At 39.8% G+C, this 25,760-nt stretch carries 14 protein-coding genes; 11 read left to right on the forward strand and 3 right to left on the reverse strand.

What is annotated here, in order from left to right; translation table 11 throughout:
• Nucleotides 1-10 precede the first annotated feature (10 nt).
• A complete protein-coding gene (locus tag K2F45_RS23205; RefSeq protein WP_075994099.1) occupies nt 11-880 on the reverse strand; it encodes a Rossmann-fold NAD(P)-binding domain-containing protein in 870 nt (289 codons plus the stop codon).
• Nucleotides 881-1,362: 482 nt separating this feature from the next.
• Here K2F45_RS23205 and K2F45_RS23210 point away from each other — a divergent pair, with 482 nt between their 5' ends.
• From K2F45_RS23210 to K2F45_RS23225, 4 genes are all read left to right on the forward strand, one after another.
• Nucleotides 1,363-2,619, forward strand: coding sequence for a deoxyribodipyrimidine photo-lyase (locus tag K2F45_RS23210; protein ID WP_232475611.1), 1,257 nt, complete (start codon nt 1,363-1,365; stop codon nt 2,617-2,619).
• Between the two features lie 181 nt (nt 2,620-2,800).
• Complete coding sequence (locus tag K2F45_RS23215; RefSeq protein ID WP_070562932.1) at nt 2,801-5,542, forward strand: 2-oxoglutarate dehydrogenase E1 component; 2,742 nt, start codon at nt 2,801-2,803, stop codon at nt 5,540-5,542.
• A gap of 63 nt (nt 5,543-5,605) precedes the next feature.
• Nucleotides 5,606-6,847, forward strand: a complete 1,242-nt coding sequence (gene odhB / locus K2F45_RS23220) for a 2-oxoglutarate dehydrogenase complex dihydrolipoyllysine-residue succinyltransferase (protein WP_070562935.1) — start codon at nt 5,606-5,608, stop codon at nt 6,845-6,847.
• A gap of 345 nt (nt 6,848-7,192) precedes the next feature.
• A complete protein-coding gene (locus K2F45_RS23225) occupies nt 7,193-8,263 on the forward strand; it encodes a hypothetical protein (RefSeq protein ID WP_248932524.1) in 1,071 nt (356 codons plus the stop codon).
• An 11-nt stretch (nt 8,264-8,274) separates the two neighbouring features.
• On the opposite strand, the gene K2F45_RS23230 is transcribed toward K2F45_RS23225, so the two are convergent.
• Together K2F45_RS23230 and K2F45_RS23235 are read right to left on the reverse strand one after the other, a co-directional pair.
• Complete coding sequence (locus tag K2F45_RS23230) at nt 8,275-10,200, reverse strand: LTA synthase family protein (RefSeq protein WP_075994103.1); 1,926 nt, start codon at nt 10,198-10,200, stop codon at nt 8,275-8,277.
• A gap of 4 nt (nt 10,201-10,204) precedes the next feature.
• On the reverse strand, nt 10,205-11,869 hold the full coding sequence (locus K2F45_RS23235) for an LTA synthase family protein (protein WP_248932525.1): 1,665 nt from the start codon (nt 11,867-11,869) through the stop codon (nt 10,205-10,207).
• Between the two features lie 503 nt (nt 11,870-12,372).
• Here K2F45_RS23235 and K2F45_RS23240 point away from each other — a divergent pair.
• The 7 genes from K2F45_RS23240 (at nt 12,373) to tamL (ending at nt 25,633) form a co-directional block, all read left to right on the forward strand.
• Nucleotides 12,373-15,009, forward strand: a complete 2,637-nt coding sequence (locus K2F45_RS23240; RefSeq protein WP_248932526.1) for a valine--tRNA ligase — start codon at nt 12,373-12,375, stop codon at nt 15,007-15,009.
• 144 nt (nt 15,010-15,153) lie between these two features.
• Nucleotides 15,154-15,531 (forward strand): hypothetical protein, encoded by a 378-nt coding sequence (locus tag K2F45_RS23245; RefSeq protein ID WP_075993755.1) that lies wholly within the window; start codon nt 15,154-15,156, stop codon nt 15,529-15,531.
• Nucleotides 15,528-16,508: an IS3 family transposase gene (locus K2F45_RS23250; protein ID WP_157698357.1), complete on the forward strand. Its 981-nt coding sequence runs from the start codon at nt 15,528-15,530 to the stop codon at nt 16,506-16,508. Before K2F45_RS23245 ends, K2F45_RS23250 begins: the two co-directional genes overlap by 4 nt.
• Nucleotides 16,509-16,935: 427 nt before the next feature.
• Nucleotides 16,936-17,277 carry a DUF4342 domain-containing protein gene (locus K2F45_RS23255; protein WP_232475613.1) on the forward strand — a complete coding sequence of 114 codons (342 nt, stop codon included), beginning with the start codon at nt 16,936-16,938 and terminating at the stop codon, nt 17,275-17,277.
• Nucleotides 17,278-17,297: 20 nt separating this feature from the next.
• Complete coding sequence (locus K2F45_RS23260) at nt 17,298-17,672, forward strand: DoxX family protein (protein WP_075994106.1); 375 nt, start codon at nt 17,298-17,300, stop codon at nt 17,670-17,672.
• A 379-nt stretch (nt 17,673-18,051) separates the two neighbouring features.
• Complete coding sequence (locus K2F45_RS23265; protein WP_248932527.1) at nt 18,052-23,337, forward strand: translocation/assembly module TamB domain-containing protein; 5,286 nt, start codon at nt 18,052-18,054, stop codon at nt 23,335-23,337.
• The gene (gene tamL, locus K2F45_RS23270) at nt 23,303-25,633 is read left to right on the forward strand and encodes a translocation and assembly module lipoprotein TamL (protein ID WP_075994107.1); all 2,331 of its coding nucleotides are present in this window, start codon (nt 23,303-23,305) and stop codon (nt 25,631-25,633) included. Before K2F45_RS23265 ends, tamL begins: the two co-directional genes overlap by 35 nt.
• Nucleotides 25,634-25,760: the final 127 nt, after the last annotated feature.

A 25,760-nucleotide genomic window follows, 5' to 3' on the forward strand; every position in this document is an offset into this window, starting at 1 on the left:
CAGTAGCCCACTAGGTATCCATGCAGACATAGGATTTCAAAGGAGTAAATTCAAACGCCTGCACCCGCTGCCAAGTTGAATTGTCTACATTTTTCTCATAATAAAGTACTCTTCTAAATTCGTCGATATCTTCTTTATTGATATCATTCAACCTTGTCAGCAAAAGTTTAGCAAAGAATTTATTGACGCCTATTTCTCTCTTTTGACTCTCGGAAGTGCACTTGAGGAAATGGTAAAATAAGCCTCTAAATGTCATTTCTTCATTGCCGCCGAGGTAAATAACTTCTGATATAAAATTATTTTCCCAAGGCATTTCCCGCAGCCAGCGGTATACATCGAGCAAAGGCAGCGGTCGAAACTTCAGCGAAGCCACCCAGTTCCAATAAAAGATAGTCTGCCGTTTGGCAAGTTTCGCAAATATCCGGTTTAAAACACTCTCTTTCCCGATCACACTACTTTTAATCACAATGGTATATTGGACACGTAAGTTTTCCAGTAGATTACGTACCGGCTCCAAAAAATGTTCATCCATCAACCGAGCAACATAGATGACACGATTATTGCCGGCACGTTTACAAATTTCTACAAAATTGCGCAGGCCGAGCAGTTCAAGCTGAAGCTGTATATCATTGTCAAGCGAGGGAACTTGCGTAAAATAAATCCCAAAATTGAGATCAGTAATTTGAAAACGCTCGAAAGCTTCCCCTTTCCGCAGCAGGTCCAATTCAAAAAGCTTTGCCGTTACCTTTTCTTTCACTATTTTATTAAAAAGGGATAAGTTGCGCACTAATCCCGTCACATCAAAATCGCTGGATTGCAAATAACAGGATGCCCGTCGTCCCAAATAGGTATTTAGCCCGCTGATTAAAACCTTTTTCATTCGTATTCTCTATTTTTATGGCTATGAAACCATCACGATTTAATGATCCGTTCTCACGATCGTGAGCCATTAAATAAGATCGTTTCTTCCTAGTACGCTGTATTTATGTATTACCCTTCCAATCGCTTAAACGAACAAATTCCCTAGGATGGTTTCATTGGTGATGCAGCTATCTTTTCCATGTTTTTCTTACGCTTTTAAAATTTTACTCCGATCGTCTCAAGAGCAACGGCAATGACCTACAAATATCATAATTTCCTGATTTTAGAACAGAGAAACATCAAATAAGTTTAACACTATTTTTATTTTTTCCTAACCAAAATATAGTAAACCATTCAAACAAGTACCGTCATTGTCCTTTTTTTGTCAATTCGCGCATAAATACTTTCAGGAACACAATATCCTTATATATTTGTAAATCTTCTGAAAATAGGCTGCACTAAAAAGTATTTATCTTCACCTCTATGGACAAAAGGGCTACAATGATCTGGTTTAGAAATGATTTGAGACTTCATGACAATGAAGTATTTTATCAAGCTTCTGAAAAAAGTTCATTTATCATCCCGGTATACTGTTTTGATCCCCGATATTTCGACCGCAATCAATTTGGCACCTTAAATACCGGTGTTTTACGGGCGGCCTTTGTCATCGAAGCCGTGACCGCTTTAAAAGAAAAATTAAAGAGCCATGGTAGCGACTTATTAACTTATATTGGCAAGCCTGAAGATATTATCCCAAGAATAGCACAAAAATACCAAGTCAACGAAGTTTATCACCACCGCGAAGTGGCACTTCGGGAAACTTCGATATCGGAAAAAGTAGAAAGTGAGCTTTGGAGCAGCAAAATAAATTTGCGTCATTTCATTGGCCATACCCTGTACCACAAGGAAGACCTCCCTTTCCCTATTAAAGATATACCCAATGGTTTTTCTATTTTCAAGAAAAAAGTTGAGCGGGAAAGTCTAGTTCGGCAACCAATCCCGTTTCCGACCAATTTCCTTACCCCTCCCCATCTCGAGGACACCAAAATCCCTTCATTAAAAGATTTAGGCTATTCAGAGGAGGAAATCAAATCTGTTGATGACATCTATATTCTTGGTGGCGAAGACACAGCGCTTAGTATTATGCATGCGGTATTGTCAACCTATCCGGAAACGGACCAGGACCCCTTGATTCTAGGACCTTTTATAGCTTCAGGTGCCTTGTCACCTATTTTACTATATAACAATATCAAAAAACTTGGTGAAGGTAAAAAGGACAAACGATTTGAAAAAATTGTCGACATCCTTCTCTGGCGCGATTATTTTAGGTTTATGCTTAAAAAATATCCGAATATATTTTTTAAGCCACAGGGCACTAAAAACAGCTCCCATCAGGATCATCCGACCTTAGAAGGAAATGAGGAATTATTTGAAAAATGGAAATCGGGCCATACAGAACATGATTTTATAAACAGTGTGATGGTCCAATTACAGAAGACCGGCTATATCCCCTATCAAGCACGCCTAATCGCTGCCAGCTATTTAGTTCATGAGTATCAGGTAAACTGGCTTCGTGGCGCCTCCTGGTATGAGGAACATCTATTAGACTATTCTCCGGCAACTGTTTATGGACAGTGGTCTCATATTGCCGGGGTTGGGACAAGTGAAAAAGACAATAAGGCACTGGACTGGCAAAAATTGATCAAAACTCATTTCCCAAATGGACTTCCAAAACTGGAGGAAATACTGGTTAAATAAATCTTCGGCAGAAATAAATAATTCCAATAGAAAATAAATTTGTAGTACGCTAGAAGCCCTTTTTAAATCATGCTAAAAATGTTAAGAATTGGATAGATTTATTGATTAAATTATTCAATTTCAGTATTAGAAACTCTTTTTTTATTCATAACTTTGACAAATTTCATAGTTTTAATTGTAAATGGACAATCTGACATATTTGAGTAATGCTGATTCGGCTTATGTCGATGGCTTATATCAATCGTACAAGCAAGATCCCCAATCGGTAGATTTCGGATGGCAAAAATTCTTTGAAGGTTTTGATTTCGGTCAAAATGCTGGTGGAACAACAAGTTCAGTAGGCGAAGCTACTCCTGAGCACGTATTGAAAGAAATCAATGTGCTGAACATGATCAATGGCTACCGTGACCGTGGCCACCTATTCACACACACTAACCCTGTTCGTGAGAGACGTAAATACTATCCTGGCAAGGAATTGGAAACGTTTGGTCTTGCTGAAGCAGACATGAACACCGTTTTTAATGCAGGTGTTGAAGTCGGTTTAGGTCCAGCGACATTAAAAGACATCCGTCAATTGGTGGAGGATACTTACTGCCGTTCTATTGGTGCAGAATTCAAATATATCCGTAACCCAGAAAAAATTAAATGGTTACAGGACCGTATGGAAGCGGACCGTAACATGCCAAAATTCTCTTTGGACACAAAAAAGAGAATTTTAAACAAATTAAACCACGCCGTTGTATTCGAAAACTTTTTAGGTACTAAATTTTTAGGTCAAAAACGTTTCTCATTGGAAGGCGCGGAAAGTTTAATCCCAGCATTAGATTCTGTCATTGAAAAAGGTGCAGAAATCGGTATCCAGGAATTTGTTATCGGTATGGCTCACCGTGGCCGTCTGAATGTATTGACTAATATCATGGGTAAATCTTACAAATCTGTATTCTCTGAATTTGAAGGTAAGACTTACGCTGATGATCCTGAAGTAAACTTTGGTGGTGACGTAAAATACCACTTGGGCTTTTCATCTGAGGTCAAAACAAACGATGGCAAATCTGTCCACTTAAGTTTGGCACCGAACCCTTCGCATTTGGAAACTGTAGATCCAATCGTTGAGGGTATGGTCCGTTCTAAGATTGATTTCAAATACGAAGGTGACTCTTCTAAAATTGCACCGATCATCATTCATGGTGACGCAGCAATTGCTGGACAAGGTGTAGTCTACGAAGTAACCCAAATGTCCAAACTCGATGGTTACAAAACTGGCGGTACGGTACATATTGTCATCAACAACCAGATTGGATTTACAACGAACTACAAGGATGCGCGTTCTGGAACATATTGTACAGACGTAGCAAAAATCACTTCTTCACCTGTGTTCCATGTGAACGGTGATGATGCTGAAGCGGTAGTTTATGCGATTAATTTAGCGGTTGAATACCGTCAAAAATATAAAACAGACGTATTTATCGATCTGTTATGTTATAGAAGATTTGGACACAATGAGGCTGATGAACCAAAATTCACGCAACCATTGTTGTATAAAATCATCGAAAAACATCCGAACCCGAAAGAAGTTTACGCTAAAAAATTAATTACTGAAGGAAGTATTGACGAGGCGTATTCTAAAAATATCGAGAAAGAATTTAAAGCTGAATTGCAAACTAAATTTGAGGAATCTAAAACAGTTGAGGTATTGACTGAAGAGATCCCGATGTTTAAAGGTGCATGGGAAGGATTGCGTCCTGCTAAAAAAGGTGAAGTATTAACAACCTCGGATAAAACGAAAGTTGCAAAAGATCTATTCTTAAAATTAGCAAAAGAAATCACAACCTTACCTTCGGACAAAAAATTCTTCCGTAAGATTACACGTTTGTTTGAAGATCGCGCCAAAATGATCACTGCTGATTCATACGATTGGGCAATGGGCGAATTGATGGCCTACGCGACATTATTGGATCAAGGTAACCGTGTACGTATCTCGGGTCAGGATGTACAACGTGGAACATTCTCACACCGTCATGCGGTATTGACGCTTGAAGATTCGGAAGAGAAATATGTTCCTTTAGCCAATATTAAAGGTGGCGATAAATTCTCTATCTACAATTCGTTACTTTCAGAATATGCTGTTTTGGGATTTGAATATGGTTATGCATCTTCTAATCCAAATTCGTTGACAATCTGGGAAGCTCAATTCGGAGATTTCTATAACGGTGCTCAAATTATCGTTGATCAATATTTATCGAGTGCAGAGACAAAATGGAAACGTTCTAACGGTTTAGTTATGATGCTTCCTCATGGTATGGAAGGTCAAGGTCCTGAGCACTCTTCAGCACGTATCGAAAGATTCTTAGAGTTATGTGCAGATGAGAATATGATCTTAGCAAACTGTACTACTCCGGCTAACTATTTCCACTTGTTGCGTCGTCAACTTGTACGTGAGTTCCGTAAACCATTGGTTGTATTTACGCCAAAATCATTGTTGCGCCACCCTAAAGTGGTATCACCGTTGAAAGATTTTACAGAAGCTGCTTTCCAAGAGGTAATTGATGATGCAAATGTTGCGGCGAAAGACGTTAAACGCGTGTTATTCTGTTCGGGTAAAGTTTACTACGACTTATTAGAAAAACAAGAAACGGACAAACGCAAAGATATCGCTATCGTGAGATTGGAACAATTATTCCCAATTCCTACAGAGCAATTGAAAGCAATCCGTAAAAAATACAACAAGGCAAAAGAATTTGTTTGGGTTCAGGAAGAAAATGAGAACATGGGAGCATGGTCTTACTACTGCCGTAAACTAATGGGTACTGAGATTGCATTTACAGGTTTTGTTGCCCGTAAAGAAAGTGGAAGTACAGCTACGGGTTACATGAAACAACACGTTGCACAACAAGCAGAAATCTTAAATAAATCATTCGAATAAAAACAATTTAAAATCAATTGCGTCTTAGCTATAGGACGCAATTGTCAATAAAGAACATTATATATGAGCTTAGAAATTAAAGTACCAACCGTAGGTGAATCAATCACGGAGGTAACCTTATCACAATGGTTGAAACAAGATGGCGATTATGTGGAGATGGATGAAAACATCGCCGAACTGGAATCAGACAAAGCAACGTTTGAATTACCAGCTGAAAAAGCGGGTATCTTAAGAATCATTGCACAAGAAGGTGATACTTTAGAAATCGGTGCTGTTGTTTGTACAATTGAAGAAGGTGCTGCTCCTGCCGGTGGTTCAGCTCCAGCTGCTGCCCCTGCTGCAGAAGCGTCAAATGCAGCTCCAGTTGCGGCTGCCGCTGCAAAAGATGAAGATCCAGATAGCTATGCTGCTGGTACAGCTTCTCCTGCTGCTGCAAAAATCTTAAGAGAAAAAGGAATTGATCCTTCTACAATAAAAGGAACAGGTAAAGAAGGACGCATCACAAAAGAAGATGCCGAAAAAGCTCAACCTGTTGCTAAAGCAGCTGCACCAGCAGCAAAACCTGCCGCTGCTCCTGCTGCGACAGTTGCTCCGGTAGCGGGCTCTAGAAACGAACGTCGTGAGAAATTATCTTCATTACGTAAAACAATCGCAAAACGCTTAGTTGCCGTTAAAAACGAAACGGCGATGTTGACAACATTCAATGAAGTCAATATGCAGCCGATCATGGATCTTCGTGCTAAATATAAAGATACCTTTAAAGAGAAATTTGGAATCGGTCTTGGCTTCATGTCATTCTTTACAAAAGCAGTAACAACTGCATTAGCTGAATGGCCTGCCGTGAATGCACGTATCGAAGATAACGAGATTGTATATTCTGATTTCGCAGATATTTCAATCGCGGTTTCTGCCCCTAAAGGTTTAGTTGTTCCGATTATCCGTAACGCTGATGCAATGTCATTGGAACAAATCGAAAAAGCAATCGCTGCACTTGCCGTTAAAGCGCGTGACAACAAATTAACGATTGACGAGATGACTGGTGGTACATTTACAATTACCAACGGTGGTGTATTCGGATCAATGATGTCTACACCAATCATCAATGCTCCACAATCCGCAATCTTGGGTATGCACAACATCATCCAACGTCCTATTGCTGAAAATGGCCAAGTGGTGATCCGTCCAATGATGTATATTGCACTTTCTTATGATCACCGCATCATCGATGGTCGTGAATCAGTAAGCTTCTTGGTTCGTGTAAAACAATTATTGGAAGATCCAGCTCGTTTATTGTTGGGTGTTTAAACCGCAATAAAATTGGAAATATAAAAAGACCTATGCTTTGCGGCATAGGTCTTTTTTTTATGAAAGAGTGTCCTATTATTGGCCAGAAAGAACCTTCAGTTCGCTTCCATTACTGTTGGTGCCTGCGAAATCATGAAGGTTTTTATTGACATCGGAATAGAAACAATATACTTGACAAATATGAATCGGAGGTAGACGAATATGAATCGCCTTTTTAATTTCTCCCTTTTAATTTTTACTTTCATCTTGTTAAATATCAAGCATATCCTAATATACAGCCGCCCCTGTCATTTAAAGGCCGCATACGAATATGAAACTTGATATTAAGCAGACAATATCAAGCAAATGAAGTATAAAATTCTACTAACAACCGTATATCTATTACTCGCTGTAATGACATTGTTTGCCAACATGGCAAATCCAATGAGCCCCCATAGTATAACAGGACAGCTTGTTCCTGCCGCAAAGCTGAAAGTCACCAATGAGCGTATTGACATTCATCTTTTGGCAGACACTGCTGATTATAATTCGGACTATCGCAGTCACTTCAGCATTGTCTATAACATCCATGCAGAAGAGGCTATCGAATTGCCACTGGTATTTCTCGCTTTAAATATGGACGGATTAGATCGCATCCTTGTCAATCAGAACGAAATTGAAGGAAAAAAAATGGATCAGCCCGGTTCAAAATTTCCCTTTTTACGTTTAAAGGATGGCTATTATGAAATCAGCTACGACAGCGATGAATGGAAACGTATTTCGCTGAATGATGCATTTCATTTTACGGCTAAGCTACGCAAAGGTGATAACAGTATTCAGGTTCAATACAGCGCTTATATGGGCTATGACCGACGGGATATTCGGACCAGATACCAAATTGACTACCTCCTATTCCCTTCCAGGTACTGGTCGTCTTTTGGCCCGATTGAACTGTATCTGCACCTCGATGGAAAGATGGATGTACTTACACAGGATCTGGGAACCGCCAAATTACAGACAGACTCCATTGTTCACTGGAGGATTGATCAGGTAGAAAAGAAAGAAAGTTTTCATATTGAAGTTGGCTTAAAAATCTCTTTGTTAGCAAAAGCAATTCTTTGGTTACATCCCGAGCTGCTCGCCCTGATCGGCTCAATATGCCTGCTCTGCCTGCATATCCGCTGTATTTATCTAAAATACAAAACTGGCCGATACCGCTATGCACTCCTACTTGGAAATCTAATCATTCCAAGCTCTTTCTACTTTTTTATCTGGTTTTGGTCCAGTCTGGCCAACTATCTTGTCAATGGAGTCTTTGACGAAAAGTCCCGCGGTTTTATCCTGTTGGTCATCTTTACCTTACCCTTGATCTACCTCGTCTATGATTTGGTTTTGTTTACTATCGATAGAAGCATTCGCGCTAAATTGAACAGGTAGAAAACCGGCTGCTATTTTTTATAGGTCAGCTTGTTTTCAATCATACGGTTGTTATATTGCTGGATAAAGGCTTTCATCTTGGTCTCCATCGTATCCAATACCGCTGGATGTTGTTTTAACAGATCCTGTTTCATCAAGCGGTCCTTCTTAAGATCATAAAATGAAGTCACTTTCAGTCCATCATAAGACATCATATAATCTTTATAGTAGAGATTATAGCTTCCTGAGTTATTATTAAGCACAAAATTATCCTTACCCGGTTTGAAGGCATCTGAACCAAATGCGAAATAAGGCTCATCATAGTGCAGATAATTCAACACTGTCGGCATAATATCTATTTGCTGTACCAATTTATCCGCTTTGCCAACTAGATTATCACCGGGTGCATAAAATATAATAGGGATTTGGAAGCCCCCTGCTGCCGTTTGATATTCCGGCAGGTAGCTTACGGTAGCGTGGTCTGCACAAATAACAAATACGGTATTCTTGTACCAGGGCATTTTCGATGCTGTTGCAAAAAATTCACGCAGCGCATTATCGGTATATCCAATGGGTTCCTGTACGGGCAAAGGTCCTTTAGGAAATTTCCCCTGATACTTTTCAGGTACCTTAAATGGGTGATGCGAAGATAAAGAGAAGAAACTAGCGAAAAATGGCTGATGAAACGTGTTGATCTTATTCGCTACAAATTGCAAAAACGGTTCATCCCAGATTCCCCATATACCATCAAAGTCAGCGTCATTGTTATATTCGTTTTTACCAAAATAATGCTGGATACCCGCCAGCTTCATATAAGCGGAGAAGCCCATGCTGCCATTGGGTGCTCCGTGAAAAAAAGCAGTCTCATATCCCTTTTTCCCTAAAAGCTTCGCTAAGCTTGTGGTTTCATTTCCAGAATATATCGAAAGTACAAAAGGCTCTCCTATGGAAGGAATACCGGTAATGACTGATGGTAAAGCATCAATTGATTTACGGCCATTGGCATAGGTATCTGTAAATGTGTAAGCATTGCGGATTAATGAATCCAAAAAAGGCGTATAACCTTTGTATTTTCCACCTTGGATATCTTTATTCAACTCACCAAAATGTTCTTTTGCAAAACTCTCTAAAATCAGAACGACGACATTTTTCTTCGCAAAGGGCTGGTCTGATTGCGGCACATGAATAGGGTTGTACAATTGCTCAAGCTCTTGTTCGGAATAATAATGGATAGGTTTAAGATTGACAGCCTTTAAAGTTTTCAATATACTGAATGGCGTATTCAGCACAATATTCATTTCTTCCGGTGTCTCTACATAATCACCCGCATTACTCAATGTAATGGGACGGGTACTATGGGCCCAACCGCCACGCACACCACCAATGAAAAGGAAGGCCGTCAATAAAAACAAAGGCAATTGGATCAAAAATGACTTCCAGCTATATTTCGTAGTCCTTTCAATTTGAATAAGTTTATACGATTTAATCAAACCATACACAACCAGTACCAACACAATAATGAGATACCAATAATCCAAACAGAAATCAAAAGCCAGCTTCATCAGGTTGGATTCATTGGAAAATTGGTCAATTACTGTTCCTGTCGTCCTTTTTAGGGTAAATGGATAGTAGGCAAAATCAATCAGATTTAACGCTATACCAATTGAATTGGTCACGACAAAGATCCATTTTGCAACTTTTTGATAGATTTTATTCGATTTAAACGGACCTGGAACAGTCAGCATCACAATATAAAGAATATTAAAATACAGTAGGGCTACAATGTCGAATCGTACACCACCCGCAAACATCACCAAGAGCTTACCTGCATCGACATGAGGAAATAAGGAAGCATTGACGCCATAAAACCCCAATCGCAATAACGCATAGATGACCAAAAGAAAGATAAAACGAATTGCGACAGCAAAATAAGGTGCAAATACTCCTCTTAATTTCATAGCTCTAATATTTTAAAAATTCACGGTATACGTCTTGATAATACGCTTTGGCAATATTCAATAAGCTGTCTGTTTTGCCAACGGGATATTCCTTATTGGACCTATAGTTAATGATTCTTCCAACGTTATCGAATGAAACTGCTTGTTTTGGTGTAATTACACCGAAGGCGTCTTTAGAATTATAGAACGCTATTTGAGGTGTCGTCGGATTAAAAAGATCCCGGCTCCAATGATAACGATCTGTAGGGAGTTTCAGTTGTGTCAATAAGGTAGTCGCCAAATCCGTTTGATTGCCGATTCTATTGAATATTTTCCCACGATATTCAGGTTTGATCACATCACCGAAAAAGATCAACGGAATATGAAAGCGATTGGGGTGAAATAGCTCCCATTTTTCTGAAGGAAGGCGATGTCCATGATCAGCCACAATTACGAAAAGGGTATTTTTATACCAAGCTTCCTTTTTAGCTTTATTGATAAAATCAAAAACAGCTGAATCCGTATAGTTTGCCGTACTTCGGAATTTATCCGCATTGGTAGCATTGCCAAATTTATAGCCGTGTTTTAACTCAAATGGTTCGTGATTAATTAAGGTAAAGATCGTCGAAAAGAAAGGTTGTTTTTCTTTTTTAAAATCCTTGATCATCTGATTAAAGACCACATTGTCATATACACCCCATGAGGCACGTTCTGCATCCAATCCAAAATTGGCGTTATCCACCACCCTAGACATCCCATGCGTCAGCATATACGATTTAAAATTGTAAAACTCGCTCTGACCACCATGATAAAATGATGTTTCATAGCCGGCATGATCGAACTCCTGTCCAATGGCAGGCATATTTTCATGTTTGTCGATATACTTGATAATACTCTCGGGTCCTTGTGCCGGAAAACCGCTCAAAACCGCTACCATGCCCTTATCGGATCGATCAGCAGCAGAATAAATATGGTCAAACAAAATACCGCCTTTAATCAATTCTTCCATGTGTGGCGTAATTCCCTTTTCCCCGCCAAGAGACTGAATGAGATCGCCGACAAAACTTTCCAACATAATAATAACGACATTCGGACGAGTCGTTGACAATACCTCAACGGCAGAATCAGGTTGGCTTTGAAAGGCAGGTCGTAGCTTGTCCTGAATATCCTTCTGATCCGCGTAATAATTATAGGGGTTTTTTAGCTTGGTACTTTCGGCAAAGAAATCCCGTAAAAAAGACCATTGGGTATTAACCGCTGCATGATTATAAAACGTTTCCTCGGAATAATAGGCTTTACTAGGGTTTAGTGTCGCTCTCCCATAACCACCGCGAATAAACGTGAAAAGTACAAAGACTCCGATTGCCAGTTTGAAAAAATTACCTACAGGAGATTTGATATTGAAAAAAGAGACTTTTTTAAACATCCAGCGGTACAGAAAATAACCACAGAATATACCGATCAACATCCCAACGATGGGGAGAAACACCGGCGTGGACTCAGCCGAAGCTACGGCTCCCGAAGGTGAGGCAAAAAATGCATCGATGGCACGTTTAGAAATTTTGTCACCCCATTCCCGGTAGATGTTAACATTGATAAAGCTTGTCACAAAGAACAATACCAGGACAATAATGGTATAGATATCCAGGATCAGCCGTTTGGGTTTCAGTTTTGGGAAAAAACTTAACATGCAATACACAAGAAACGGCAGCGCACATATATAGGAAACAGCAGAAAAATCCAGGTTCAAACCGTGGTAATAAATTCTGAAAATCTCCTTAAAATTAGAAAAACCTATTTTCTCAAAAAAAGCAGTAACAAAAATCAATCTATCTATAAAACAGATAATTAACCAGAACAGAAAATACTGTGTTAAAGCTCTAAGCTCATTCGCAAATCGTTGCATCCCTTCGTGTAAAAATAAAACAGGCAAATTTACATTAATTTACATGAAATACGGGCTAATTACTTAGTAATATGAAGAAAAGATTAAAAAAGTATAAATCCTGCGTTATGCTTTACCCCACTGCAATAACCACCTCTTCTGCTTAGGAGGATCTTCAATAAACTTATTGCTTAGCCTTTATTCATAACTTCTTTTTGTTTGAGAACAAGATCAATGGATTACTAAGGAAAATAACATAGAATTCCTTACTTTTGTGTTCCTTAAAAGTTTGAATACAAAAATTTAAAATGAGCATAGCGAAAACTTACAATCCAAAAGAAGCTGAAGAAAAATGGTACAGCTATTGGAAAGCGAATGGATTTTTCCGTTCAACCCCGGACGAACGTGAACCTTACACGATTGTGATGCCTCCTCCGAATGTCACGGGAGTATTGCACATGGGGCATATGCTGAATAATACCATTCAAGACGTTTTGATTCGCCGCGCACGTATGCAGGGAAAAAACGCTTGTTGGGTACCGGGGACCGATCACGCCTCCATTGCCACTGAAGCTAAGGTCGTCGCTATGTTGAAAGAACAAGGAATTGACAAACGATCTTTATCGCGTGAAGATTTCTTAAAACATGCTTGGGAATGGAAGGAAAAATACGGTGGTATTATTCTAAAACAACTCGAAAAACTTGGCGCTTCCTGTGACTGGGATCGTACACGTTTTACCATGGATCCGGAGTTATATCAATCTGTTATCCGCGTATTCGTAGATCTATATCGTAAAGGATTGATTTATCGTGGTTACCGCATGGTCAACTGGGATCCTGAAGCAAAAACAAATATCTCAGACGAAGAGGTTATTTATAAAGAGAAAAACGGCAAATTATACCACCTGAAATATCAGGTTGAAGGAACAGATCAATATATTGTTGTGGCGACTACCCGTCCTGAAACCATCTTTGGTGACACAGCGGTGTGTATCAATCCCAATGATGAGCGCTACACCTGGTTAAAAGGAAAGCAAGTCATTGTTCCGATCGTTGGCAGAAAAGTGAACATCATTGAAGATGAATATGTTGATTTGGAGTTTGGTACAGGATGCCTTAAAGTTACTCCAGCGCACGATGTGAATGACTACGCACTAGGTAAAAAGCACAACCTGGAATTTGTCGACATCTTTACTGACGAAGCAAAACTGAACGACAATGGCCTGCATTACGCTGGCATGGATCGTTTTAAAGTCCGCAAGGAAATCGAGAAAGAGCTGGAGGAAAAAGGATTATTGGAGCAAGTTGAAAACTATACCAATAATGTTGGAACTTCAGAGCGAACAGGTGCTGTTATTGAGCCAAAAATCTCTAATCAGTGGTTCCTTAAGATGGAGGATCTTGCAAAACCGGCATTGGATAATGTCATGGACGATACCATTAAATTTCATCCGACGAAATTCAAAAATATTTACCGCAATTGGATGGAGAATGTTACCGACTGGAATATCTCAAGACAATTGTGGTGGGGACACCAAATACCGGCGTATTTCTATGGCGATGGAAACGAAGACTTTGTGGTTGCACAAACGGTTGAAGAGGCCCTTGTTTTAGCGCAGGAAAAATCAGGTAATACAACGCTTCAATTGACCGATCTACGTCAAGATGAGGATGTGCTTGATACCTGGTTTTCAGCTTGGCTATGGCCAATTTCGGTTTTCAATGGCATCAACGAACCAGAAAATGCAGAAATAAACTACTATTACCCTACGCAAGATTTAGTCACTGCCCCAGACATCATTTTCTTTTGGGTAGCACGTATGATCGTTTCAGGATATGAATTCCGCGGACAATTGCCTTTTGAAAATGTTTATTTCACAGGTATTGTACGCGACAAACTGGGCCGTAAAATGTCTAAATCACTGGGCAACTCTCCTGATCCGATTGATTTGATGAATGAATATGGTGCAGATGCTACGCGGATGGGAATGTTATTGACTGCTCCAGCAGGTAATGACCTTCCTTTTGATGTAGAACTTTGTGTACAGGGCCGTAATTTTGCCAATAAGATCTGGAATGCCTTCCGCTTGGTTAAAGGCTGGGAAATTACAACTACTCCAGCTTCAGATTCAGATAAGATTTCGGCAGCTTGGTTTGAGGCAAGGTTAAATCAAGCTCTGGTCGATATCGAAGAAAACTTCAAACACTATCGTTTATCAGATGCATTGATGACAACCTACAAATTGGTATGGGATGATTTCTGTGCTTGGTACCTTGAATTAGTGAAACCGGCTTATGGCTCCCCTATTTCTAGCGAAACCTTAGCAACAGTAAAATCTTTTTTCCAACGTATACTCACTTTAGTACATCCTTTCATGCCTTTCCTAACAGAAGAATTGTGGCATGACGAACTGTTCGGTGTGAAAGACGAGAAAGATTGCATTATCGTAGCCCCTTATCCTACAGCGAATGATTTTGATGAGCAGCTTATAAAAGATTTCGCTATCGCTCAACAGATTATTTCGGAAGTTCGGAATATTCGTAATTCTAAAGGTATCTCCCCTAAAGTTGCTTTACCATTAGCGATCAATCAACAATCGGAGATCAACCTGGAGCAATATATTGATATCATCACCAAGATTGCAAACTTGGAAGGCGTAACTTTTGTTTCTGAGAAAGTAGCTGGTGCCGCAAGTTTCCTTGCTGGCAAAGACGAATGTTATGTTACGTTGGAAAATAATATTGATGCAGATGCTGAACGTGAGCGTATCGAGAAAGAATTGGAATACCTAAAAGGTTTCCTTGTATCTGTAGACAAAAAGCTTTCCAATGAACGGTTTGTGCAAAATGCTAAACCTGAAATTGTTGAAAACGAAAAAAGTAAAAAGGCTGATGCCGAAGCGAAGATTAAAATTCTTCAAGAAAGCTTAACAGCATTAGGTTAATAGCTACGCTATAAATCTCGAAAAGTCCCGCGCAATGCGCGGGACTTTTTTTATGTTTAACGAGCGGTCAAATTCGGAGATCATTCTGTCCATTCCTGAAAAAGGTTTACAAAAACCGAATATTAAAATCTTAAATTTAATATTATGAAAAAGCGTATGACAAAACGTAAATCAGGGGGACAGCAAGTTTACAGTGATAGCTTCAAGATCCTCGTTTCCAGAGAATACCTTGCGGGCAAGCTGAGTTATTCGCAACTTGCCCAGAAGTACAATCTTCCGGGGGAAGCCACTCCGCGGTATTTTATGAAATGGTACCAGCAGTGGGAAAACAATCTGGAGCTGGAAGTTTCCCAGACTGTTGAGCCAGAAGACACTGGGGTGAAAAATGAGCAGGATCTCAGGGATGAACTCTTCCAGGCGAACCTCAAAATTACTGCCCTGGAGATGTTGATCAAAAAAGCGGAGGAGCTCCATGGGGCTGATTTTGTAAAAAAGTCTGGGGCCAAATCGTCCAAGAAATGAAGTCGTGTTACCAGAATGTTTCGGTCTCCAGACTTTGTGGACTATTTGGCAGAACAAGGCAATCCTACTATAAATATATGGGCAGAGAACAGGAATACTCCGTTCGCAGCGGGCTTGTGCTGGCGCGGGTACGTGAAATTCGGAAGGACTCCCATCGCATGGGTACCCTTAAACTCCGCAGCATATTGGTCAAAGAAATGGGTAGTGCGATGGTTGGACTGGGAAGGGACGCTTTCTTCAGACTGTTGCGCGAAAATGACCTTTTGGTCAAATGCAAACGCAGGTATGCCATCACCACCCAGTCCGACCACCGTTTCAAAAAGTGGCCCGACCTTGTGCAGCGCAGGCAGGCCCTGCGTCCCGAGCAGATATGGGTAAGTGACATCACCTACATCCGCATCCGGGACAAATGGATCTACCTGTGCCTGGTCACAGATGCCTATTCCCGAAAGATCGTGGGCTACAAACTTACGCACAGGCCAACAGCACAGGCCTGTATATCAGCGCTCAGGATGGCAATATCACATAGAATGTATCCACAGAGCGATCTGACCCACCACTCCGATCGCGGCATCCAGTATTGCAGTACAAATTATGTCACTATATTGCAGGAAAATAGGATTACAATAAGCATGACACAATCCGGAAGCCCGTACGACAATGCCGTGGCAGAAAGGCTAAATGGCATCCTAAAAAGCGAATATCGCATGGCTGAGACCTTTCCAGACTACAAAACGGCACTTGCACAGCTGGTCAAGGCAGTCAATATATACAATCATTTTAGGCCACATATGTCCTGCAATATGATGTCTCCCCAGCAGGCACATCAGCAATTGCAGAACCAAAAAGTTCCCAAAATGTTTCAAAGACGTAACGCTGAGTCAAAAAAGTTCCGCAGCAAAACTAGGGAAACTGTGGTTAGGGAAAGGACAACCGATAACAGTCAGAAAACGGACAATGACAACCAAATCCAGTAGAAAAAATAGGATGTAAAATCTATATAGTAATCTGTTCGGTAAATGTAAACCTATTTCAGTATAAGACATTCGGTACTTGTTCGGTACTTCTTCGGTGCTCGTTCGGTGCTCGTTCGGTGCTTCTTCGGTTACCAGCGAATAAGCTCCGTTAAATATCCGAAGTATATCCGATAAAAAAGCGTATCAAGAGCGAATCTGATTGACAATTGTACCCCACGAAGAACACGAGCTTTCACGAAAGAGCCAAACAGACGGCTCAAGTAAATTTTGGTCCATCATTCACGGGCAATATATAACCAAGGATATACCATAAAAACTTTTGAAACAAAAGGCAAAAGCGCTTTGCCCTATTTCAAAATAGCCATACAGTTTATAATTAACCAAAGATCAACCATGCTGATAACTTTATATAAATTCCTGTAAAAAAATGAATAACTTTATAGGAGCGAACTTAAATTATATCATTATGGGATTCAAAGAGACATTTCAGATTAACGGTGAAAACCTTTTACAAAAGATCAAAGAAATCATTGCTGAGGGCAATGTGAGCAAAATCAGCATTTCGGACAAACATGGCAAAGAAATCATGAGCTTTCCAGTAACTGTTGGTGCCATAGGCTTGATCTTAGCACCTGTCTTTGCAGCAATCGGTGCTGTAGCCGCATTGCTTACAGAATGTACGATCACTGTAGAACGAAATACAAACAAGGAAGAAAAAGACAAAGAAGATAACAGCACTGATCCCCCTACAACGATAACCGTGAAATAATCAATTTAAAATTGACCGTTATGAAGATCTTTAAAAATATACTTTGTATTTTATTTGCCTTGCTATTCATCAATGCAGGGCTGGATAAACTTTTTCATTATATGCCTACGCCACCAATGGATATGGACATGAAAAAGGTATTTGAGGCTTTTGCCACGATTAAATGGCTAATGCCACTGGTTGGAATCATCGAACTCTTGGGCGGTTTATTGTTTATTTTCCCAAAAACGAGAACACTGGGTGCACTGGTCATCTTCCCCATACTCATTGGTATTTTTACCCACAACATGATTTTTTACAGCCAAATGGGACTAATTATTTGGGCTGTACTTTTCATTATTTGGCTATGGGTGGTATTCGAAAACTGGGGCAAGTATAAAAAACTGATGGAATAATTGCCTATATTCTTCTCCAAACGAATATCGAGCAGGATAATGCATCTATTAAATACCTATTACTTTGACAAATTGATAGGTATTTAATGTTTTTATTAACATAAAATTAAAAAACAAAAAACTTTGGACGACTAGAATGGTTTGGTCAATTATTTGATGTGTTTTTAGGACATTCCCACGATAAAATGATTTTATACAAGGGAAATGAAGAACTGTGTAATATTTGCTAGCAAGTATAGCACATAAATTAAACTTGCATTTACACGCAAATTTATCTTAGTTTGCTGAAATCGTGACGATATACATTATATAGCTGAAAACTTAGCAAACTTTTTTCCGTTTTAATTTTTATTAATAGATACTTAAATCAAATTATACGTTGAACAGATTTACCCGAATTGCTTTCAAAACAATATTGTGGATTATTGGAGTAATAATTGCGCTGGCTATTTTAATCGTATTTTTAATCAGGATACCCGCCGTTCAGAATTATATTGCTGGAAAAGTAACACACTATGTGGAAGGTAAGATTGGTACCCCCGTTAAAATTGGCTACATTAATATTGATTTCCCTAAAAAACTGGTTTTAGAGGATATCTATTTAGCTGACCAAAGCAAGGATACCTTAGTGGCAGGAAAAAGCATAGCGGTCGATATCAACATGCTAAAACTTCTGAAAAATACCGTTGAAATTCAAAGCATTGAAGCAGAAGGAATCACCGCAAAAATCCGCCGTACATTGCCGGACAGTTCATTCAACTTTGATTATATTGTTAAAGCTTTCGCTTCTCAAAAGGAAAGCAAACCGACTGCAGACAGCAGTTCAGCCCTTCTATTTAACCTTGATAAGGTCAAATTTGATAAATTTCATATTGTCTATGCCGATGATGTTATTGGAACGAGTGCTGATGTTTACCTGAACAGCCTAAATACCAACATCAAGAAGTTCGACCTCACAAAAAACATGGCTTTCAATCTGCCCAAAGTAAAGATAGATGGTCTGAGTGCCACAGTGAAACAATGGCGACCAGTTGTTGATGGCACGGCACCCACGGTCGAAGATTTTGGCATTACAGATAAAACGGCACAAGTAACCACCTTGCTTCCCGATGTCGGTATACAGATTGCTGACCTGACCAATATCTTAGTGCGCTATGAGGATCAATCCAGTCTGCTGAATACAAAATTTTATATCAAAAATCTTCATGCAGACATTAACAAGATCGACCTTAACAAAGAACTTGTCGATATTCAAACGATCAATCTTGACGGTTCAGACAATAATGTGCTCTTTGGAAAGATCCAGAAAAAAGTAAACACAGAAGCGAAAAACACCGCGGATACCACCAAAATAAACTGGGTTGTCTCAGCCAAAGAAATCCAAATCAACAATACAAGCTTAGCGTATAGAGACAACAATCAGGCCCGTATGAAAGGCTTTGATTACTTCAATATTAAGATCCCTGGAATGAAAACCAGTTTAAATGATCTTTACTATAGCGCCGATTCGATCAGCGGATCATTAAAAGAGCTTGTAGCCTCTGATCATTCCGGGTTTGTGATCAAGCAATTGAAAGGGGATTTTAAGTATACAAATACCGGCGCGGAGATCAAAAACCTGTACGCAGAAACACCACGTACCCTACTGCGTGATTACTTAAAAGTAACCTATCCATCTTTGGATATTATTGCCAAAAAGCCAGAGCTGATCTATGTCAATGCAACGATCAAAAAGAGCCACGTAGATATGCGCGACATCTACTATTTTGCTCCTTTTTTGGATACCATGCAGGTGATGAAACCATTGATGGACAAAAAGTTTAATATTGATGGTCGCGTTGTGGGTAAGGTAAATGATTTAAATATTCCGGCAATTGATTTCCAAACCCTGTCCAATACACGTGTCATTGCAAGTCTGCATTTAAAGGGTCTACCCAACGTCGATAAAATGTCAATGGATCTTAATTTAAAGAAATTGACCACAGGACGTTCGGATATCGAAAAGCTGGTTTCAAAAAAAATGCTTCCTAGCGGAATAGAGTTGCCCAATACGATCGGCCTTACCGGAACTTTTAATGGTGGGATGAATGCCTTTAACACCAATCTTTCGCTGGTAACAGAGAAAGGAACAGCCAAGTTCAATGGTAAAGTAGGCATGATAGGTCGCGATACAACCTATGATGCATTTGTGAGTATTCGTGATTTTGACATTGGTAAGATCATGAAAATGGACAGTACATTAGGCATACTTTCATTTGAGGGAAAAATCAAAGGTCATGGAACAGATCCGAAGAAACTTGTCGCCAATTTTGATGGCAAAGTAAATCGAATGGATGCGATGGGTTATCGTTATCAGAATATCGATATGAATCTCACTGCCGATAAAGGGGATATCAAAGCCTCCGTGGTTAGTCCCGACCCTAATATTCAATTGAAGTTAAATGCAACGGCCAACATGAAGTCCAAATATCCGCAGGTGGATTTTGAGCTTATGGTAGATACCATTAATCTTAAAAACTTAAAATTAATGGATGATGAACTCAAATACCATGGTAAACTTGTGGGCAATTTCAGTTCAGCCGATCCGAATTTTTTAAATGGGGAGGCACATATCACCAATTCATCCATTCTTTACAACGACGCATATTATACTTTAGACAGCATTTCACTTGTTGCAAAAGCCGATACCAGCCGCAATTTGCTGCTACTCAAATCGGACTTTTTGAATGCCCATTTGGTCGGGAAATACAAAATTTTAGAGTTGCAGAATGCTATTCAAGACATTTTACAGGTATACTACCAGCCGGGAAAAGCTGTTAAAGTTCCCAAATATGAGCCTCAGAATATTGAGTTTTCCGCCCAATTGACCAGGACTAAATTTATAAAGGATTTTCTTCCAGAACTAACGGAAATGTCTGATATTACGTTGGATGGTATGTTCAATAGTCAGTCAAAAACTATTCTTGCGAAATTGGATGCCCCTAAAATCACCTATAGTGGTACCGAAATCAATAACGTCACCTTGGATATTAATACCTTGGACAGTACACTTTACTACTCGGCCTTGATCAATAAAATCAAGGTGAGCAATATCGAACTGGTGAATACAGTCTTCAGTGGTAAAGTCATTCAAAATAATTTGGATTTTGGCCTTTGGATTAAAGACAAGAAAGAGAAAGAGCAATATCATTTGGGCGCCAATATGCGCGTTGATAATGGAGCATTTGTTTTTAGTTTACTTCAGGATGGCCTTATGCTGAACTATGACAAGTGGACGATAAATCCAAACAACGTGCTCAAATTTGGAAGTACAGGTATTCAGGCCAATGACTTTATCTTAAGTAATAAAGGACAAGAGCTGAGTATATCATCGCAGGACAGTGTGCTCAATTCGCCACTCAACATTGCCTTTAAAAATTTCCGCATTGAGACATTAAGTAAAATGCTTGAAAGTGAAACAGTCGATCTTGGCGGCGGGATTAATGGTCAGGCAACCATATCACGTTTGGAAAGTAGCCCTGTCTTTGTATCCGATCTTACGATCGACAAATTCTATATTGGACAAGATACTGTCGGTAATGTCAACATAAAAGTTAACAATGAAAAGGAAAACACCTATAATGCGAATATCAGTATCAGTGAAAATGGCAATAATGTCGTATTAAGTGGTGATTTTATCAATCCTCCAAAGGGAGAAGCAAGCTTGGATTTCACCTTGGATATTGCGCCACTCTCCATGCAGACAGTTCAGGCATTCAGTTTGGGTTATCTAAAAGACTCGAAGGGAAATCTTGAAGGCCAGTTAAAAATAACGGGATCGCCATCCAAACCACTCATTAATGGCGATGTGAAGTTTAAAGATGCACAGTTCAATATTGCTATGTTGAATGCACTTTTCAAAGCTAAAGATGAAACCATTCATCTGGATGAAAGGGGTATTACTTTCCCAAAATTTGCATTGGAAGACAAGAAAGGAAATATTGCCAAGGTAACAGGATCCATAGAAACCAAAACGTATACTGATTTTGATTTTAATCTCAATATCAATACAGACAATTTTGAGGTACTCAATTCAACACAAAGCGACAACGACATGTTCTACGGTAAAATGTATCTTACCTCGAACCTTCGCATTCGGGGGAATCTTGATAAGCCTATCGTTGATGGTACAATCAAGGTATTAGATGATACCGATTTCACCTTTGTTATGCCAAACGAGGATCCTGGGATGGCCGATCGTAAAGGTGTTGTCGAATTTGTTGATAAGAGTGATACCACAAGAGCTAACGTATTTGCGAAATTAGATTCGATGACCGTAACCCGTCTGACGGGAATCGACGTAGATCTGAATCTTCAAACGGATAAGGATGCCAAATTTAAAATTCTCTTGGATGCCGGTTCACAGGATGCACTGAATATCCAAGGGGAAGCGGAACTGAACGCAGGCATTGATGCGAGCAGCAAAATTACCTTGTCAGGTACATTTACCGTAGACAAAGGGAGCTATTCATTCAGTTTTGGTCCCGTAAAAAAAGATTTTACATTCCGAAAAGGAAGTACGATCACCTGGAACGGAGATCCCTTGGATGCGCAGCTTAATATCACAGCGGCATACACAACCAAAGCTCCAACGCTGGAGCTTGTAGCGACGCAACTGGGATCAGAAAACGCTAATTTATACAAGCAACGTATTCCTTTCAATGTCTTGTTGAAGATTACAGACAAATTGTTTCAACCGCAACTGAATTTTGATATCGACTTGGACGAAAACAACTCGGTTGTTTCCCAAGATGTGATCAGCAAAGTAAATAACGCATTGACCACCTTGCGTGAAAATCCATCTGAACTTAACAAACAGGTCTTTTCACTCATCGTTTTAGGGCGCTTTATGTCGACCAATCCATTTGAAAGTTTATCCGGTGGCGGTGGTACAGAAGCCATTGTCAGAAATAGCATCAGTTCATTCCTGAGCGGTCAATTGAACCGCCTTGCCTCCGAGCTTATCACCGGAGTAGAACTGGATTTCAACTTAACTTCGGAGGAAGATTATGCTACTGGAGCGGGCCAAACCCGAACAGATCTGAATATCGGTGTATCTAAAATGCTTTTAAATGATCGACTAAAAATTACCGTTGGTTCTAATTTTGAAGTTGAAGGAAATACACGTCCGGGAGAAACCGCCAACAATATTGCTGGGGATATCCAATTGGATTATCAACTTTCGCAAGATGGTCGCTATTTTGCACGGGTATATCGTAAAAATCAATATCAGGTTACACTCCAAGGCCAATATGTAGAAACAGGTATCGGATTTATCATCAATATGGATTACAACCGATTTAAGGAAATCTGGATGAGTTCGAAAAAACTCAAAGCGTACTATGACACGAATAGCAAAGGTTTCAGAAAACGTTTTGATGTGGAACGTATGGAAACCGATTCAGTGTATCGTGATAGCGTACGCACAGTCATCAGAGATAGTTTGATGACCCATAGCCCTGAGTACAGAAAACGTATGGAGAAAAGAGAACAAGAGAAACGTAAACAACAGTTGGACTCCAGTAAAAACACGCCGAAAAGCGATAGTCCAAAATCAAATATAGATACCATCAGAACGACAGCTATAAAAAATGAAGATGAGGAAAGGAGTTATCATGCAAGCTAAACTAAAGTATATTGTTGGAATAGTTTCATTCGCTGCATTTATAGCATCCTGTTCTTCAACAAAGAATCTGAAAGAAGGGGAAAGCTTATATGTTAAAGGCAACGTGATAGTCGATTCGGACACCATCTCCAAGGAAAATAAGGAAAAGATTGCGACCCATTTAGAAGCGGCATTGATGCCCAAACCCAATAAACGTCTAGCTGGCGTACCATTCAAGTTGTACTTCAACAATATGGCCGGCGATTCTGTAGGGAATAATATCATTAAAAAATTTTTCAAGAAAATTGGTGAGAAACCGGTATTGTTGAGCGATGTCAATCGCGAGTACAATGAGAATCTACTGCGTAATCGTCTGGAGAATTTTGGTTTCTTTAATGCTGAAGTAAAATCCGACACTTTAGTTGAAAACAAAAAAGCAACGGTTAATTATACCGCCAAGCCAAATTTTATCTACCGAATAAGGTCTGTTCAATTTGATATTGACAGCACAACCCAGCTGGGTAAAGATATTCGTTCGAGCTCCGATCAAAGTCTCTTACAGGTGGGCAAAAATTATAGCCTTGATGTTATCCTAAATGAGCGTGACCGCATCGACAATGACCTCAAAAATAAAGGGTATTATTATTTCAGTCCTGATTACATCCTGGTTCAGGTAGACAGTTCACACCGGAACAACAAGGTCGACATGTATGTTACTGTAAAGAAGGAAACACCGGCACAGGCGAGGGTACCGTCAAAGATCAATAAAATCTACATTTACCCGAACTACACGGAAACAAGCACCGGTTATCAGCGATCCACCCGTAACGCGGAACTATATGATAGCAGCTACTATTTTATAGACCGCCAGCATCTTTATAGAAAGCCTGTTATCGCGAACCATATCTTCTTCCACCCCGGCGATGTCTACAACCGTAATGCCCACAACCAAACCATCAGCCATCTGGTGAATCTCAATAGCTGGAAATTTGTCAAAAATAACTTTGTTGACAGCAAAGAAGTTCCCAATGCACTAGACGTCTACTACTACTTAACCCCATTGCCAAAAAAATCACTCCGTGTGGAACTTTTGGGAAAAATGGCTTCGGTATACAATGGTACAGAAGTTAATGTCAACTGGACTTTACGCAACGCATTTAAAGGCGCGGAGCAGTTAAGTTTTAATGTATTCGGTGGTTATGAAACCCAAACCGGTGGATCGGCTGACCTCAATTCGAGTTATTACCGTTACGGGATGGAGGCTACATTGACCTTTCCGCGGATATTGTCTCCTTTTGGAAGGATTTCTCCTACGCGACGTTTTATCCCGAAGACTTATGTCAAAGGCCGCTATGAATTTTTAAATCGCCGCAAAGCATATACCTTAAATTCCATCGCATTGGATTACGGTTACATCTGGCAGGAGTCTGAGGAGAAGCAGCACGATCTTGCTTTAATGGAGATTACCTATGTTCAGCCTAAAGGTATTTCTGAAAACTACCAAAAACAAATGGATACTATTCCGGCGTTAAGGCATGCAATAGATCCACAATTTACGATTGGCCCCAATTATAACTTCACGTTTCAAAACACGATGAAGCAGCATTTGAAAAATACATTTTATTTCAAAGGCAACCTGGACCTCTCGGGGAATATACTCGGTTTGATAAAAGGAGCAGATTTCAATAAAGGGAAAACCTTCAAATTGTTCGATGCTTATTTCTCCCAATACATCAAGATCAGTGGCGACGGCAGACACTATCTCAAATTGTCGGAGAATTCGCAGCTTGCTTCACGGGTCAGTTTAGGGCTAAGCTATTCCTATGGTAACTCTCGGTCACTTCCCTATTTAAAACAATATTATGTGGGTGGACCTAACAGTATCCGTGCATTTGGTGCTCGTGCAATTGGACCGGGAACAGTTGCCCCTGAAAAATTAAGCAACGGCCTCTTCTATGCCGATCAGACCGGTGATATCAAATTGGAACTTAACACAGAATACAGAGCTAAATTAGCAGGCTTTGTTCATTGGGCAGCATTCATTGATGCCGGGAATGTGTGGTTGCAACGGGAAGATGTCAACAAGCCGGGCGGTAAATTCAGCAAGAACTTTTTAAATGAATTAGCCGTTGGCGGTGGAGCTGGATTACGCTTCGACTTTACGTTTTTGATCATTCGTACAGATATGTCAATACCTTTCCGCATCCCCTATCTTCCAAAAGGAGAACGTTGGGTATTCAAGGATATCGACTTTGGAAGTTCAAAATGGAGAAAGGATAATTTGATGTTCAACCTAGCCATCGGCTATCCGTTCTAGGAATTCAAATTTGATTTACACGATAAGAAATGACAGGCTTGAACGAATTTCAGGCCTGTTATTTTTTTTTGCTATTTTATAAAAGTCATCGATTTTGGAGGGTTCTATTTCTTATGTCAAAAAACAA

The organism is Sphingobacterium siyangense, from assembly GCF_023277505.1.
GTDB lineage: Bacteria > Bacteroidota > Bacteroidia > Sphingobacteriales > Sphingobacteriaceae > Sphingobacterium > Sphingobacterium siyangense.